Origin of the sequence: Flavobacterium sp. F52 (assembly GCF_000278705.1) — a bacterium.
In the GTDB taxonomy this organism is placed as follows: Bacteria; Bacteroidota; Bacteroidia; order Flavobacteriales; family Flavobacteriaceae; genus Flavobacterium; species Flavobacterium anhuiense.
This window is the reverse complement of the sequence record NZ_AKZQ01000006.1, coordinates 286,496-303,165: the sequence shown is the minus strand read 5'-3', so window position 1 is coordinate 303,165 and position 16,670 is coordinate 286,496. Positions and strand designations below refer to the sequence as shown.

Annotated in this window: 17 protein-coding genes; 12 read left to right on the top strand and 5 right to left on the bottom strand. The window is 33.0% G+C overall.

Annotated elements, in window-relative coordinates; translation table 11 throughout:
* Nucleotides 1–7 precede the first annotated feature (7 nt).
* Both FF52_RS02930 and FF52_RS02925 read right to left on the bottom strand, forming a co-directional pair.
* On the bottom strand, nucleotides 8–454 hold the full coding sequence (locus FF52_RS02930; RefSeq protein WP_008462792.1) for a hypothetical protein: 447 nt from the start codon (nucleotides 452–454) through the stop codon (nucleotides 8–10).
* Nucleotides 455–675: 221 nt separating this feature from the next.
* Complete coding sequence (locus FF52_RS02925) at nucleotides 676–2,037, bottom strand: DEAD/DEAH box helicase (RefSeq protein WP_008462790.1); 1,362 nt, start codon at nucleotides 2,035–2,037, stop codon at nucleotides 676–678.
* A gap of 261 nt (nucleotides 2,038–2,298) precedes the next feature.
* On the opposite strand from FF52_RS02925, the gene FF52_RS02920 reads away from it, so the two are divergent.
* Complete coding sequence (locus FF52_RS02920; RefSeq protein WP_008462789.1) at nucleotides 2,299–4,026, top strand: M14 family metallopeptidase; 1,728 nt, start codon at nucleotides 2,299–2,301, stop codon at nucleotides 4,024–4,026.
* A gap of 232 nt (nucleotides 4,027–4,258) precedes the next feature.
* Nucleotides 4,259–5,578, top strand: coding sequence for a hypothetical protein (locus FF52_RS02915; RefSeq protein WP_035690626.1), 1,320 nt, complete (start codon nucleotides 4,259–4,261; stop codon nucleotides 5,576–5,578).
* Nucleotides 5,579–6,276: 698 nt separating this feature from the next.
* Here FF52_RS02915 and FF52_RS02905 read toward each other — a convergent pair.
* On the bottom strand, nucleotides 6,277–6,693 hold the full coding sequence (locus FF52_RS02905; protein WP_008462784.1) for a helix-turn-helix domain-containing protein: 417 nt from the start codon (nucleotides 6,691–6,693) through the stop codon (nucleotides 6,277–6,279).
* A gap of 230 nt (nucleotides 6,694–6,923) precedes the next feature.
* On the opposite strand from FF52_RS02905, the gene FF52_RS02900 reads away from it, so the two are divergent.
* From FF52_RS02900 to FF52_RS02875, 5 genes are all read left to right on the top strand, one after another.
* A complete protein-coding gene (locus FF52_RS02900) occupies nucleotides 6,924–7,103 on the top strand; it encodes a hypothetical protein (RefSeq protein ID WP_035690624.1) in 180 nt (59 codons plus the stop codon).
* Nucleotides 7,104–7,169: 66 nt separating this feature from the next.
* Nucleotides 7,170–8,378 (top strand): hypothetical protein, encoded by a 1,209-nt coding sequence (locus FF52_RS02895; protein ID WP_035690622.1) that lies wholly within the window; start codon nucleotides 7,170–7,172, stop codon nucleotides 8,376–8,378.
* Nucleotides 8,379–8,389: 11 nt separating this feature from the next.
* The gene (locus tag FF52_RS02890) at nucleotides 8,390–8,746 is read left to right on the top strand and encodes a hypothetical protein (protein WP_157498493.1); all 357 of its coding nucleotides are present in this window, start codon (nucleotides 8,390–8,392) and stop codon (nucleotides 8,744–8,746) included.
* Between the two features lie 795 nt (nucleotides 8,747–9,541).
* The gene (locus FF52_RS02880; protein ID WP_008462779.1) at nucleotides 9,542–10,126 is read left to right on the top strand and encodes a hypothetical protein; all 585 of its coding nucleotides are present in this window, start codon (nucleotides 9,542–9,544) and stop codon (nucleotides 10,124–10,126) included.
* Between the two features lie 161 nt (nucleotides 10,127–10,287).
* Nucleotides 10,288–10,518, top strand: a complete 231-nt coding sequence (locus tag FF52_RS02875; protein ID WP_008462778.1) for a DUF4287 domain-containing protein — start codon at nucleotides 10,288–10,290, stop codon at nucleotides 10,516–10,518.
* 215 nt (nucleotides 10,519–10,733) lie between these two features.
* Here FF52_RS02875 and FF52_RS02870 read toward each other — a convergent pair whose 3' ends face one another.
* On the bottom strand, nucleotides 10,734–11,384 hold the full coding sequence (locus FF52_RS02870) for an NUDIX hydrolase (protein WP_008462776.1): 651 nt from the start codon (nucleotides 11,382–11,384) through the stop codon (nucleotides 10,734–10,736).
* 7 nt (nucleotides 11,385–11,391) lie between these two features.
* On the opposite strand from FF52_RS02870, the gene pyrE reads away from it, so the two are divergent.
* Both pyrE and FF52_RS02860 read left to right on the top strand, forming a co-directional pair.
* Nucleotides 11,392–12,036: an orotate phosphoribosyltransferase gene (gene pyrE, locus FF52_RS02865; protein WP_008462775.1), complete on the top strand. Its 645-nt coding sequence runs from the start codon at nucleotides 11,392–11,394 to the stop codon at nucleotides 12,034–12,036.
* A gap of 200 nt (nucleotides 12,037–12,236) precedes the next feature.
* Entirely contained in the window at nucleotides 12,237–12,629 is a 393-nt protein-coding gene (locus tag FF52_RS02860) for a hypothetical protein (RefSeq protein WP_008462773.1), read from the top strand.
* A 183-nt stretch (nucleotides 12,630–12,812) separates the two neighbouring features.
* Here FF52_RS02860 and FF52_RS02855 read toward each other — a convergent pair whose 3' ends face one another.
* Nucleotides 12,813–13,541, bottom strand: a complete 729-nt coding sequence (locus FF52_RS02855; protein ID WP_008462771.1) for a biotin--[acetyl-CoA-carboxylase] ligase — start codon at nucleotides 13,539–13,541, stop codon at nucleotides 12,813–12,815.
* 92 nt (nucleotides 13,542–13,633) lie between these two features.
* Here FF52_RS02855 and rsfS point away from each other — a divergent pair, with 92 nt between their 5' ends.
* The 3 genes from rsfS (at nucleotide 13,634) to FF52_RS02840 (ending at nucleotide 16,670) form a co-directional block, all read left to right on the top strand.
* Entirely contained in the window at nucleotides 13,634–14,005 is a 372-nt protein-coding gene (gene rsfS, locus FF52_RS02850; protein ID WP_008462770.1) for a ribosome silencing factor, read from the top strand.
* Between the two features lie 15 nt (nucleotides 14,006–14,020).
* The gene (ftsH, locus tag FF52_RS02845; protein WP_008462768.1) at nucleotides 14,021–15,946 is read left to right on the top strand and encodes an ATP-dependent zinc metalloprotease FtsH; all 1,926 of its coding nucleotides are present in this window, start codon (nucleotides 14,021–14,023) and stop codon (nucleotides 15,944–15,946) included.
* A gap of 118 nt (nucleotides 15,947–16,064) precedes the next feature.
* Nucleotides 16,065–16,670, top strand: coding sequence for a hypothetical protein (locus FF52_RS02840; protein WP_008462765.1), 606 nt, complete (start codon nucleotides 16,065–16,067; stop codon nucleotides 16,668–16,670).

Below are 16,670 nucleotides of genomic sequence, written 5' to 3'. Positions count from 1 at the left end.
AAGAAAATTACTTTTGGAATAATTTATTGATTTGGTCTTTTACGAAAGGCTCAGAAACGTTGTTTGTATCAGCATCTCTTTCTTTGCTAGAAACCATAAATTGTACAGTTGCTTTGTCTGGAACTACGTTTCCTGTGTAGTGCAACCAAATGTAGTTATTTGGCAATTCTAATTTGATGTCATACAAAGGTGTTGCAGTAAATCCTCCAACAATAATGTTATAAAGATTGTTGTAGGCATTATCGATGTTTTTGAATGAAAACTTTCTTAAGTTAGAAGAATCCTCATCGTTTTGGATAATAGTGTAATACACCGTGTACTCATCTCCAATTTTTTGGATGTAATTGTTATTTACTTTTCCTAATTTCTCAACAGGAACTGTCTCTAGGACTTTAACTTGACCAAAAGATACAAAGCTAACGAACAGAATAGCAAGGGTAATAATGTTTTTCATACTGAATTTGGGGTTTACAATTTTACTGTAGCAAAAAAACATAGAATTATTGAAAAAACACCTATCAAATCATTATTTTTTTAACATAAAATTGTAAAACTTAGTTACACAATTCTAAACTATTGAAATACAACAAAATAAATATTAAAAATTCAAACACTAAATTCCAATTTCTTAATATTGCATCTTGCTTCTTGCATCTTTTACCTAACTATCCAAAATCAGTACTTTCCTCTCTTCTCATCTTCCACTTTCTTGATGACATTGCGGGCAACTTCGATTTTAAACTTCTTGCCTTTCATTTTTTCATCTTTAATATTTTTCAGAAGATCCTTTACTTTATTGTATTTTACAGCTGCAAACGAAACAAAATCTTTCACTTCAATCAGACCCAAATCGTCTTTTTCCAGTTTTCCTTTTTGCGAAAAGAATCCAACAATATCAAATTTGTTCAGTTTTGTTTTCTTTCCGCCACTAATGTAAATAGTTTGAAATTGAGGCGGTTTTGGAAGCGAAACTTTTCCTTCCACATCAAAAACCTCCATTTCATAGTCTAAGTAGTCTAATTGTTTTTCACTTTCGTGAATAATTACATACGCCGTTCCCGTTGCCTGCATACGCGCTGTACGGCCATTACGATGGGTAAACTCATCTTCTTTTAACGGAAGATGATAATGAATAACGTGTTTCATTTCAGGAATATCCAAACCTCTCGCGGCCAAATCGGTTGTAACTAGATAGGTCACGCTTCCGTTTCTGAACTGAATTAAAGCCCTCTCCCGCTCTTCCTGATCCATTCCCCCATGATAGTACACTGAATAGATTCCTTTTTCGTTTAAAGTGTCGCTAATACGTTCTGCAGCATCACGATGGTTACAGAAAATAATAGCCGATTCTGATTGCAGTGAGCAGATTAAATTGAATAAACTCTGCAGTTTATCTTTGGCTGGCGAAATCACCATTTTCATCGAAAGATTCGCCTTTTCTTCTTCATCTGGAATAAAATCTAAAACCGTCGGATTTACCACTCTAGTGTATTTCGGAATCTCAATATCTGAAGTTGCTGAAACCAAAACTCTTTTATTCACTTTTGGCAATCTGCCAATGATAAAAGACATTTGTTCATGAAACCCTAATTGAAGCGATTTATCAAACTCATCTAAAATTAAAGTCTGGATTTTATCTGTTCTAAAAGATTCTCTGTCAATATGATCGGCAATTCTTCCAGGCGTTCCAATTAAAACCGCTGGCGGATTGCTCAAGTTTTTCATTTCCGTTTCAATCGAATGTCCGCCGTAGCAAATATTTACTTTGTACTGCGTTCCCATTTTCTTCCAAACCTGTTCGATCTGAAGCCCTAATTCGCGTGACGGAACTAAAATCAAACATTGAACCGATAAGATTTCTGGCTGCAATAATTCTAAAACAGGAAGCAAAAACGCTAATGTTTTTCCAGATCCTGTTGGAGAAAGCAATAAGACATTATTATCGTTCAGAATAACGTCATGAGCAGTTTCCTGCATTTCGTTGAGATTCTGAATCCCTAAATTCGAAAGTATATCGTTGGAATGGTGTTTTTTCATGCTGCAAAAGTAGTTAAAAGGTTTCAAGTTTCAGGTTTTCTTTGTTTCAAGTTGTTTAACCGCAAAGCACGCTAAGTTTTTTTATTTTTGATTGAGTCTAGCAAATGCAAAGAACGCAAAGCTTTGTTAGTAAAACTTTGCGTTCTTTGCGCAAACCATTGCGTCTTTGCGGTAGAAAAACTATAGACAAAGCATATCAAACATGAAACCTGAAACTTGAAACAAAAAACTTATATTTGATTCTTAGTTAAAACCAAAACCATGAAACTTTTTACATTTCTCTTTTTACTTTTCACCATCACCATTTCTGCACAAAACAATAAAAAATACGACACCTTTTTTGAAAAAGGAAACGGAAATCAATCGGCATCTTATCAGGAAACTATCGCTTATTGGAAAATGCTGGCAAACGATTTTCCAACCATTCAAATGAAAGAAATGGGATTGACAGATTCTGGTGAACCTTTACACATGATTACTTTTAATCCTGACAAGGAATTTGATTTTGATAAAATTCAGAAAACCAAAGCTGTTTTGTTTGTAAATAACGGAATCCATGCGGGAGAACCAGACGGAATCGATGCCACAATGCAATTCTACAGAGATTTAGCTACAGGAAAAATGAAAGCGCCAAAAAATACCGTTCTGGTTACCATTCCTGTTTATAATATTGGCGGTGCTTTAAACCGAAATTCGACAACGCGCGCCAACCAAGACGGACCAGAGATTTATGGTTTTAGAGGAAATGCAAGAAACTACGATTTGAACCGTGATTTAATGAAATCGGATACTCGAAATACGAAAAGTTTTGTAGAGATTTTCCAGAAAATAAACGCCGATGTTTTTATCGATAATCACGTAAGCAATGGTTCTGATTATCAATACAAACTAACGTACATTATGACTCAGCACAACAAACTGGGAACGGTTTTGGGCGATTTTATGAATAACGAAATGATGCCGGCTTTGGTAAAAAATCTTCAGAAAAAGAAAATCGAAACTACGCCTTATGTTGATTCGTTTAAAGATACGCCAGACAAAGGTTTCGGGCAATTTGTAGATAGTCCGCGATATACTACGGGTTATACTTCGCTGTTTAATACGATTGGTTTTGTGGTCGAAACGCACATGCTAAAAAAATATGCCCAACGCGTAAAAATGACCTACGAATACATGAAATCGACTTTAGATTTTACTGATGCCAATTATCAAAAAATAAAAGATTTACGAGTAAAAAATTTAGAGCAATATCAGCCTAAAAAATCATACACTTTAAAATGGGAATTGGACAGCACAAAAGCAACCACTTTTTCGTTTTTAGGTTATGAAGCAGACTACAAAAAAAGCGATGCCACAACCGGAACTCGTTTGTATTACGACCGAAGCAAACCGTACAAAAAAGACGTTCCGTATATCAAAGAATTTAAATCGGTTAAAGAAGTTGTGATTCCTACTGCTTATATTGTTCCGAGAGGATATTGGAATATTATTGACCTGCTTAAAAACAATAATATCTCGTTTAAGCAAATTAAAAACGATACGATTATAGAAGTCGAAAGCTATAGAATTGCCGATTTTAAAACCGTTCCGTCAGCTTACGAAGGACATTATTTACATAGAAATACAACGGTAACTTCTAAAATCGTTAAAATGGCTTTCGTCAAAGGAGATTACATCGTGCCGACAAACCAAAAAGGTGTAAAATATCTTGTAGAAGCTTTTGAACCAGAAGGCGTTGATTCGTTCTTTAACTGGAATTTCTTCGATCCTATTTTACAGCAAAAAGAACATTACTCAGAATATATTTTTGAAGATACTGCTGGACAACTATTAAAAGAAAATCCGACGCTAAAAGCTGAATTAGAATCTAAAAAACAAAACGATCGCGAATTTGCAAAAAGTTCCGAAGCGCAATTGGATTGGATTTATAAGCATTCTGTTTATTATGAAAAGGCGCATATGCAGTATCCTGTCTATCGCGTTTTGTAGATTTTTATTGCCTTTTTTTAACGCAAAGAGCGCAAAGTTTTTTTGATTTTGATTGGGTTTGGTTTGCGATAAGAACGCAAAGCTTTATATATAGAACTCTGGCAAAGTTTCAATTAGTTTTTACAAATATAAAGAAATGGCTTATTTTGATATTTAAATGTCTTTTCGAGTAGTTAGATAGGTGACAGAAACAGTAGTTTTAACAAACTATTAACTTCTAAATTATTTAATTATGAAAAAATTAAGGAAATCAATAATGTTTTTTCTGCTTTTCGGCACTATTATCATAACTGCAAGTTGCAGCAATGAAGAAATTGACACAGGTCAATTAACAAGTCAAGACACCAAAATTGGTAAGGCTAAAGATTGGTTTGATAGCTACAAATCAAATTCTACAACCAATAAGTCAGAAGAGGGAGAAATTAATAAAGCATTTAGAAATCTTGACTATTATTGGGAGAATGCCAAAGTAATCAAATTAGACAATAACGCTACGGGAATCAGTGTACCCGTTAAGGACAATCCCGAAAATCCTGAATACAAAGGACAGAAAATGTTATATTTGTATGAATCAGATTCAAAATATCAAGCTTTATTGCAGGAGATATTTCCAGAATCGAAGGATAAAATTGATGATGATCAAAAAAAACTAGGCTTTGGCGATCTAACTCTTTTTAGCGGTTACATTCTTAATTGGGATTTAAAGAAAGGCTTCTTAAAAGGAGCTAAATTAAAAGACGGTCTTGTTATTGGCGATGTACGAAATATAATAACGCTATATGACCAAGATGTAAAAAGTGACATGACATCAAAGATGATAGAAATGTTTGATGAGAGTGCCAATTATGGTGGAGAACGTGATGACACATTACAGAAAGGCGGCACTGCAGCAATTCCATTAAATAATGTTATTGTAGTGCAGAAATCTCCTGCTCCTGCTCCAAGAGATTTTAGTATTGCTGGTGCATTTAGTGATGGAGGCTCGGGAGGAAATTCTGGAACACCTACAGGTGGTGGAAGTGGGTCTGTAAATGGTTTGAGTATGCCTCCTCCTCCAAAATTACCCATAAGTGATATTAAAAAATTTTTAAGTTGCTTAAATACAGCTGCAAGTGCAAATTTAACCGTTTATGCAGAAAAAAGTAAGTTATCTAATCTAAATGTAGGTCATGCATTTATATCTATTTCGCAAGGTAATAATGTTATGACTTATGGATTTTATCCAGAAAACGGATATGACAAATCATTTTCTGGACCAGGAATAATGGGAGAAAATGGAGGTCATATTTATGATGTATCCGCAAATATAGGACAAATTTCTCCGCAGCAATTGCAGCAAATTATTTCTTTGTCGGTAAAATATCAAAATAGTTGGTATGATATCGATGCTAATAATTGTTCTGATTTTGCAGCTGATGTATTGAATATTGTAGGAGTTGCGAGTAATAATTCATTCGAGACTCCTACTAAAGTTGCAAACACATTACAAAAGGTACCAAATCACACTTCTAATCCAAATTATGCACCAAAAACGAAAAGAACATGTACTTAATAAAAACTCTAAAAATTGTAGCGATAATTTCACTTTTAATGCTACCAGGTCTTAGTGAAAATGGAATTCCATTTTTTGCTTTTTTATTCTATTGTTTACGACTATTTATTACAGATCTATTTTGTAGTTCAGACTCGATATTTTGGCAAGGACTTTTTGTTATACCTATATTGGCTACTTTAGTTGTTTTTTTTATTAGTAAAAACTATAAAATTTTGCTTTTTTGCTTTTTAGGTTTATTAATAACACAGATACCTAGTTTAATAACTTATTATAAAAGTATCGATTTTTTGTTTTTATTTCTTTTTTTGACTTTTATAATATCGTCGATAGGTGTAATTGTGGTAATAAAAAAGGAACAGAGTTGAAATCTTCGTTTTTATGATTATTGAAAAGCATGTAAATTGCTTCTTAGATATTTCAAACAACTTTGGCAAAGTTTACTTTTAAACCTGCTCATTAAATTGAACAGGTTTTTTATACATTTTCTATTGCACTCTAAATTTCTCGCGATATTTTGTAAAAAACTTTTCTAAAAGCCCCGCTAGCGCGAGCGTACCGCTCGTGAACACAATCTAAATCAATACGTAAAAAGGCACGAGCGAGACGCTCGCGCCAGCGACATAAACTGAATAAAAAAAGCCTAATAAAACATCAGATTTTATTAGGTTTTTCTATATTCAAAAAGAACAAAAAACTTATTTATCCTTCAATATTTTCTCTAAAAACTCCACTTTATCTTTTTCAGCTTGAACCAAACGTTCATAAAGCTTTTTATTTTCTTCGTAAGCTTCAAACAATTTATCTAATGGATTGAAAGTGCAATTATTTGTACCAAAATTAAACGCACCTGTATTATTTGTGTCATTAAATGTATTGAAATAATTGAATACACTTTCTTCTGAAAAATTCTTTATAGCTTCTACAGTTACTCCCAAAGCTTTTGCTACATCAATAAGTCTTTCGTCATCAACATTTTCACTGTTCTCTATATTAGAAACTGCCTGCTGGCTTATTCCTAAAGCCTGAGCCAAAGCTTCTTGCTTCATATCACGAAGTTCACGAATTCGGCTAATTTTTCGCCCAATATGGCTTGGTTTTGTAAATGTGCTCATAATTCAAATATTGCTTATTAAACAAAAGTACGATTTTTGAGACATGAAATTAAATAAGTTTTAAGTTTTTAGGTTTCTGAAATTCTAAAATGCTAAGCTTTGACAAAGTTAAACCAGATTTAAAAATGAAAGAAATGTCTTATTTTATTATTTAAATGTCTTTTTAGGGAGTTTAATGGAAAACATAAGGATTAGTTTTAACAAACTATTAACTTCTAAATTATTTAATTATGAAAAAATTAAGGAAATCAATAATGTTTTTTCTGCTTTTCGGCACTATTATCATAACTGCAAGTTGCAGCAATGAAGAAATTGACACAGGTCAATTAACAAGTCAAGACACCAAAATTGGTAAGGCTAAGGATTGGTTTGATAGCTACAAATCAAATTCTACAACCAATAAGTCATAAGAGGGAGAAATTAATAAAGCATTTAGAAATCTTGACTATTATTGGGAGAATGCTCAAGTAATCAAATTGGGCAATAACGCTACAGGGATAACTGTACCCATTAAGGACAATCCCGAAGATCCTGAGTACAAAGGGCAGAAAATGTTATATTTGTATGAATCAGATTCAAAATATCAAGCTCTATTACAGGAGATACTTCCAGAGTCGAGAGATAAAATTGATGACGACCAAAAAAAGCTAGGTTTTGAGGACTTAACTTTATTTAGCGGTTATATCATCACTTGGGATTTAAAAAAAGGCTTTTTAAAAGGAGCCAAATTAAAAGATGGAATCGTTATTGGCGATGTACGAAATATAATAACGCTATATGACCAAGATGTAAAAAGTGACATGACATCAAAGATGATAGAAATGTTTGATGATAGTTCCAATTATGGCGGAGAACGTGATGATACATTACAAAGAGGTGGAACTGCAGCAATTCCGTTAAATAATGTTATCGTCGTACAGAAATCTCCTGCTCCAACTCCTAAAGATTTTAGCATTGCTGGTGCTTTTGGCGGAGATGGAGGTTCAAATGGAAGTTCAGGCACTCCTACAGGTGGTGGAGGAAGTGGCAGCAATGGAGATTCACCGAAATCTACAATAATAATTACAGATTTGTCTTTTTTAAATAATTCTTGTCTTTCTTCTGTTTACGCTCAATTAGGAGGCTCGCCAATTTTTCAAAATTATTTGAAAAATTTTGATGGAAACTTTTCAGTAGCAAACTTAAGATTGTCTGCAAGTAATACTATATCAAATGGTGTTAATGCAGAAACAAGTCCTCCATCAAACTATCTTATTGAGATTTCTTTTAATTCAAATAACTTAAATAGACCTGGAATTGATATAGCCAGAACATTTATGCACGAAATGATTCACGCTGAAATGTTTAGAAAATTATTAAGTCTATCTTCTACTAAAGGAGAAATTGATGTTACAAAATTAAATCAGATGCTAACACAACATAATTTCCCAGGTCTTTATGATTATTATACGAGATACGGCATAAACGGTATGCAACATGAACAAATGGCGGCACATTATCAAAATACAATGATTTCTTTTTTGAAAAATTATGATTCAAAATTAACCGCAGCACAATATGAAGCTATTGCATGGGCAGGTTTAAAAGGAACTTCATCTTGGAATGCTTTGACACAAGCCAAAAAAACAAGTCTAATTAATATTTATAATTCTTGGCTAGCATCAGCAAATAAACAATGTCAATAAAAAATAAAAAAATGAAAAAGATCTATATCATTATTATAATGGCAATAAGCTTACAGGCCTTTTCTCAAAATCATCAAAATTTCGTTTTTGATTTTGACAAAAAAACTGATGAAATCGTTTTTAGAAAAAACACTAAAAAACAAGAAATATCGGGTTTTAAGATTTTGACAAACAATAGAAAAGTGTTTTTTAGTTCGAACTCAATTAACGACAATTCAAAATTAGAGATAAATACTACTAGAGAACAGCTAAATGCAATTTTGCAAAATGACAATGCAAATCAGGCGTATCATTTTTTTGTTTATTTAAAAGACAAAAATAAATACTATTCTGTTGACCATATTGTTCGAAAAATTAGTTGCGAATAAGATTCGTGGATGTGATTATAAATTTCAATATTACTTTCAAAATCAATAATTTAAAATCACACTGACAATAGCCCTAGAATACCATGGGGCTATTTATTGAATAAATTTGTAAATAAGGAAGTTTACAATAATTTTTTAAGCACAATAAATAACGCATCAAAAACCAAAAAATCATGTCAATAAATTTACGAGTTGCAAAACTTATTGCAGTGCTGTCTCTTTTATTAACTAGTGGCGTTCAAGAGAATGGAGTACCAAATTTTATTCTTTTAATTATATATTTCTGCCAGTTTTTGTACGACCTTTTTAATAACACGTCGTCAATACTTTGGCAAGGATTAATAGCCATTCCTACATCTGGTCTGCTTATTTTATTTTTAAGAAGCAGAAATTATAAAATTTTGCTGAGCTGTTTTCTAATTTTATTGTTTATAATGCTTTACATTACAGGGCTGCTATACAATTACCACAGAATAAATGAGACATTTACAATTCCATTAGCCATATTCCTAATATCCTCCGTTTATGCCATAATATTAGCAAAAAAAGCAGTGGCTTGATATCATAGCGTACTAAAAGAATCTTTTAAAATAGAAATTTAAAATAATTATGGATGTACTTATAAAAGACTACGATTATTCTCTAATGGCTTGGCAAATTTTCTGTGTGCTTTTTGCTTTATTTTTTTGGATCACGATACTTTATTTATTGTACAAAATCTATAAAAAAGTTAAATAGGTTTAGCCAATATTTAAAACAAAAGACAATGTTCAATATTTCACCTTTCTACAACATATGGTATCTAAAATTTTAAAAAAAATTGCTTATTTATATTACCCAAAAAATATTTGTCCTTGGACTCAAAAGGAACTGTACTTTGAAACGATCGAATACAAAAGACTAAAATCATTAATAAAATATTTTGATTCGAATGGCAATGAAGAAATCAGAAAAAGCATTAAAGAAGAATTCAATAAGGACTCTGTTTTAAAAGATTTTGAAGATTTTTCTAGGCTAGATTGGGAAGATCGTTGCTATACTTTTTTTTTGAATGTTATTGAAGGAGGAGAATTATGCTCTATTACTTTGTATCTAAGCTTTTTAGTTCCATACTATATAATTGATACCATGATTCATAAAAACCAAATGATTATTCCAAAATCTAGAATTGAAGAATTGGAAAAAGAAAATTTGGATCCGAGAAAAATTAAAGATTTAGTTTTAGAAGTAGAAAATATTGTTGAAAAGAAGTTGTTATATTCAAAATTTCCAAGAGAGATATTAAACAATAAATTTGATGATATAAGTTTTCAAGATTCATATATAGGTGAATTTAAAATGTTTAATGCTTTTTTTAATAATCAAATTATTCGCAGTTAATGTAAACACTGTGCTCTTGATCTCAATCAAAATTAAGGAATCTAAAAAAATCACGAACGAGACGCTCGCGTCAGCACGAGTTAAGAAATCAAACAAAACTTAATACTAATCCTACTTTTAATTTGTATTTTCTTCTTTAATTAACTTCTAACCATAATTTTATGTCATTTCAAGGATACCTAAAAACGATTAAAGAAAAAACAGGAAATGATCCAGCTGAGTTTAGAACTTTGGCAGAACAAAAAGGTTTTACTGCAAACGGAGAACTAAAACCAGAAGTAAAAGCTGGAGATATTGTAAACTGGCTAAAAAATGATTTTAGCTTAGGTCAAGGTCATGCAATGGCAATTTATGCTTTGCTTAAAGGCATTAAACAAGAGGATAGCGAATAAAACGTTTAAACTAAAAACAGAACGAACTTTTTAAACCGATTGCCCGCGTGAGGGATAGAAGCAAGCTACCGAAGTAGCGCGGATAGCCCGACAGCAATAAAAAAAAGACCCAATGAACGCAAAGTTGATTGGGTCTTTTTTTTATTGGTGGCACGCCCAAATGAATTATTAATCTTCAAATTTTAAATTCCAAGTTCCAATTTAAAACTTTACAATTATTTGGAGTCTGGACCTGAGCGATATGCAATTGGCGCAGCCATTTTTTCTATTGTTTTTTTTTCTTCTTCGAATAACAATTTGATGTTTTCGTAGGAGTTTTTAAGTGCTTCTTTGATTTGTTCTGGGTTTAACCACGCTACTTTTTCTATTCCTTCTTCGATTTGTCCGTGTGGTGTTCCTTCAAAATCGGAGAACATTTCGAACCAATGCGTAATTTTAAGTTTGTATTTTCCGTTGCGTTTAAAGATGTGATAGGTTTTTTGAAGTTTATTCGTAATACGAAGCTGGTTTACTCCTGTCTCCTCCTCTACCTCACGCATAGCCGTCGCTTCAATGTCTTCCCCTTTCTCGATTCCGCCTTTTGGCAAATCCCATTTTCCGTTTCTAAAGATAAACAAGACTTCGCCTTTCTTATTGTAGACAAAGCCTCCGCCTGCTTTATTCACGGGAATCTTGGCTTTAAGGGTTTTCATTATCTCACTTTCGTCGGGATGATATAGAATGGCTTTTTGAATTTTATTTTGAAAAATTTTTATAATAAGCTGTTCTATATCAATACTCTCCAACAAGAACAATTGGAAATCTGTTTCCTTCGAGATTTCATTTGTCAAAAAAAGTGGTTTGTCGTTTACAAAAACTTTATACATTTGTACTATGATTTTTAATAAAGATACTGCCGAAAAAACAGCCGAATTGCTTTTGCAAATAAATGCAATTAAATTGAATCCCGAAAATCCTTTTACATGGGCTTCTGGTTGGAAATCTCCTATTTACTGTGATAATAGGTTAATTCTTTCATTTCCGAGCATTAGAAACTATGTTCGTGATGAGTTTGCTAAAAACATCGAAAAACAATTTGGAAAGCCTGATGTGATTGCTGGTGTTGCTACTGGAGCCATTGGAGTTGGAATTTTGGTTGCCGAAAGTTTAGGGCTTCCATTCGTATACGTGCGTCCAGAACCTAAAAAACACGGTAGACAAAACCAAGTGGAAGGTTTTTTACAAAAAGGACAAAATGTTGTGGTTGTAGAAGACTTAATCAGTACTGGAAAAAGCAGTTTACTGGCTGTTGAAGCTTTAAGAAACGAAGGCGCTAATGTTAAAGGTATGACGGCTGTGTTTACTTATGGTTTTGGCGTTGCCGAAGAAAACTTCAAAGAGGCTAATGTTGATTTATTCACATTGAGCAACTACGAAAACCTATTAGATCTAGCAGTTCAAAAACAATATATCACAGAAGATCAGCAATCGACTCTTCAAGAATGGAGCGTAAGCCCATCAACTTGGGGACAGGAGTAAGATTTTAGATTTTAGATTTTAGATTTTAGATTTTAGATTTTAAAGTCGCTTTGCTCCTTTTGGAATTTGTCCCGATAGCTATCGGGATTAAAAAATTGGAATTTTATTTAAAGTTTCAGCTTTGCGAACTTAAATAAAGTCAAGCAACATAAAAAACCTTGCGCAATTTGCGGTAAAAAACAAAACAAACAAAAAACAATATGAACTTAGAAAGTCCAAAAGTTACTGTTCAGAAATCAGCTCAGGATTTGTTTGATCAACTGACTGATGTAAAGAATTTCGAAAAATTAATGCCAGACAATATCGCTAAATTTGAAGTGACTGGCGAAGACGCTTTTATTTTTGGATTGAAAGGGATGCCGGAAATCAAATTAAAAATGAAAGATAAAGTAGCTCCAAATAAAATTGTTTTGGGTGCTGCAAGTGATAAACTTCCGTTTACACTAACTTCAAATATTGACACTGTTTCTGATTCAGAAAGTGCGGTTCAATTGTTCTTTGAAGGAGAATTCAATGCTATGATGGCAATGATGGTCAAAGGCCCAATCAGCAAGTTTATTGAAACTTTAGCAAACAATATGCACAAGCTTTAATAATGGTGAATTATTAATTGTGAATTACAAATGAAAGCCTGATTTAATGAAATCGGGCTTTTTTTTTGAATGCCACGAAGACGCTAAGGCAAGTTTTTTTTTCTTCTAAAATAATATACTGGACACACTTCAGTGCGTCTCTACAGAAAACCTTCACTTTGCCTCTCTGTTACTTTGCAACTCTCAATAAAGCATTTTAACCTCTTTAATCTCAAACTCCGCAACAGAATCATCTTCTAGCAAAACCTGCAATTTTCCTATTGGAGAAACGCCCTGAATGATTCCCATAAAGTCTTGGTTATTATTATCTCTAAATGCAGTTGGAATTCCCTTTTTAAATAAAAAATTAAAATAATCATCCCAAAAAGTCTGCGATGAGTTATTCCATAACTGGATTTTCTCTTTTAGTTTTTCGACGATTAAAACTGCCAATTCTTCTTTATCAAAAGATTTACCAGCAACAGCCGCCATAGAAGAAGCAGTTGGCAATTCAGCAAAATCAGTTTGATTGACATTGATTCCAATTCCGGCAACTGACACGATTCTGCCATCGCTTTTTAGGGTATTTTCGATTAATATGCCAACTAGTTTCTTATTGTATGACAGAATGTCGTTTGGCCATTTAATACAAATATCAGGAATATTTAATATTTTTAAAACCTCTGCAACCGATAAAGAGACAACGAGACTTAAATTGAAAACTTCGTCGTTATTAAAGAGAAAATCTTTAATCAAAACGCTCATAGTTAAGTTTTTACCAGCTTGAGTCTTCCACACGCCGCCTACTTGCCCCTTTCCTTTTGTCTGATTTTCAGCTGTTACCGTTGTAAAATTCTCTAGTTCATCTTGACTTGCCAAAGCCTTTAGAAAGTCATTTGTAGAATCTATGGCATCGAGTTTGATTAGTTTCATTAAATAATTTAAATATCTTAATTTAATATTTTGTTAAGGTTCAAAAATAATCACAAAATTTGGTAACTTTACAAATTCATATAAAATAATTCATGGCGAAAAAGACTATTAATAATGATGTTCTACTGGCGAACATAATCAAAGGGATTGAGGAAGTAAAAGGAAATGATATCGATATTCTTGACTTAAGAGAGATAGATACTGCTGTATGCGACTATTTTGTTATTTGCAACGGTAGCTCAAACACCCAAGTTAACGCCATCGTAAACTCAATTCAAAAAACAGTATCAAAAGACTTAAAAGATAAACCTTGGCACGTAGAAGGAACAGATAACGCAGAATGGGTTCTAATGGATTATGTACACATTGTAGTACACGTTTTCCAGAAACATATTCGCGAATATTATAACATCGAGAGCCTTTGGGGCGATGCCAAAATAACTTCAATCGAGAACAAATACTAAAGAAACTTTCATTAAATGGCTAAAGATAATAATCCAAATCCGAATAAATTTAAAATAAGTCCTTGGTTAATATACACCGCAATACTTTTAGTTTTTTTATTCATAAGTTTTGCCACAGGAGGATCAAGCTTAAGCGAACCTGCTCAATTAACTTCTTCTAAATTCAACACGCTTTTAGAAAAAGGCCAGATTGAAAAAGTAATTGTTTACAATAAAGCAGAAGCTGAGGTATATTTGAATGCTGCGGCTCTTAAAGACCCAGCAAACAAAAAAGTTGCTGAAGATATTTTCAAACAGCCAAACAAAGGCCCACATTACACTTTGGAAATTGGTAATGATCAAATCTTTCAGACTAAACTGGAAAAAGCAGTTAGCGAAGGAAAGCTGAAAGATTTCAACTTTCTTCAAAAAAATAACTGGAGCGATATTTTAATCAGCTTACTTCCTATCATCATCATTGTTGGTGTATGGATTTTCATTATGCGTAAAATGTCTGGCGGAGGCGCTGGAGGTGGCGGACAGATTTTCAATATCGGAAAATCTAAAGCGAAACTGTTTGATGAAAAAACAGACATTAAAACTACATTTAAAGATGTTGCTGGTTTAGAAGGCGCTAAAGAAGAAATTCAAGAGATTGTTGAATTCCTTAAAAATCCAGAAAAGTATACTAATCTTGGAGGTAAAATTCCGAAAGGAGCTTTATTGGTAGGACCTCCGGGAACTGGTAAAACTTTATTGGCAAAAGCTGTTGCTGGTGAAGCGCAAGTGCCTTTCTTCTCGCTATCAGGTTCTGACTTCGTAGAAATGTTTGTGGGAGTTGGTGCTTCACGTGTACGTGACTTATTCAAACAAGCTAAAGAAAAATCTCCTGCTATCATTTTCATCGACGAGATTGATGCGGTTGGTAGAGCAAGAGGAAAAAGCAATATGTCTGGCGGAAACGACGAAAGAGAAAACACTTTAAACCAATTATTGACAGAAATGGATGGTTTTGGAACAAACTCTAACGTAATCGTTTTGGCCGCAACCAACAGAGCTGATGTTCTTGATAAAGCTTTAATGCGTGCTGGACGTTTTGACAGACAAATTTTTGTTGATTTACCAGACATTCGCGAAAGAGCAGAAATCTTTAAAGTACACTTAGCTCCTATTAAAAAAGTTGAAGGTCTTGATTTAGATTTCTTAGCAAAACAAACTCCAGGATTCTCAGGTGCTGATATTGCCAATGTTTGTAACGAAGCCGCTCTTATTGCTGCCCGTAACAACAAAGCTGCTGTTGACAGACAAGATTTCCTTGACGCTGTTGATAGAATCATTGGCGGTCTTGAAAAGAAAAACAAAATCATTACTCCAGAAGAAAAAAGAGCAATTGCAATTCACGAAGCTGGTCACGCTACTGTAAGCTGGATGCTAGAACACGCTGCACCTCTTATTAAAGTAACTATTGTTCCTCGTGGACAAAGTTTAGGTGCTGCTTGGTACTTGCCAGAAGAAAGACAAATCGTAAGAACAGATCAAATGTTAGACGAAATGTGTGCTACAATGGGTGGTAGAGCTGCTGAAAAAGTAACTTTTGACAGAATTTCTACTGGTGCATTAAGCGACTTAGAAAAAGTAACGCGTCAGGCTCGTGCAATGGTAACCATCTACGGATTGAACGATAAAATTGGAAACGTGACGTATTACGATTCAACTGGACAAAGCGAATATAATTTCTCTAAACCATATTCTGATGAAACAGCAAAAATTATTGACAAAGAAATTTCAGATTTAATCGAAGGTCAATACCAAAGAGCAATTCAGATTCTAGAGGAAAACAAAGATAAGTTAAATCAACTTGCTGATATTCTGATTGAAAAAGAGGTAATCTTTAAAGATGACTTAGAAAACATCTTCGGAAAACGCACTTTCGACAAAAATTTAGAAGAGGTAGTTTCATAACGAATTACCAAATACATAATAATATTTTTCAAAATCTTAATTCAAAAGTCCCTTTTGAATTAAGATTTTTTTATCTTTGAACGTTTTCAATTAACATGTAAAGCATTTCATATAAAAAATGAATTTTTTCAAAAAAATATTTGGCTCTAGTGAGGCCGCTTCTGATGAAGTGAACGAAAGCGAATATGCAGGAACTTCTGCGCAGAACAGTCATTTATCCTTAGATGAACAATTTATTTTCAATTTCAAAAAAAATGGAGGTAAATTCTTGTACTGCGAAAACATGGGAGAGGTTTCTGAACAATTTGAAAATATCTTAGAAGAAAATGATTGGTTTGAACAAGAAGTTTTATGTTACGAACCTGCTTTATTTGGTCTATTAGACGAAAACAAATTATTTTACATTGCCCCTACTAAACCAAAATTCTTATTGGCAAGCTGCGAGAACCTTATTGCTGATGAAGGTTCTATTTTATTTTCATCAAAACAAATCAGACAGAACAAACCAAACGAATTACCTGCAAATATTGTTATTATAGCCACTACCAGCCAAATCCTACCAATGAAAAGCGACGGATTGAGCGCTATAAAACGCAAATACGAAAGAGACATACCTACTAATATCACTACAATAAAATATTTCGAAAAAGCGAAAGACGAAGATTTTACTCAATACGGAAGTGTTGCAAAAAACCTTTATTTACTGCTTTTAGAAGATCTTTAA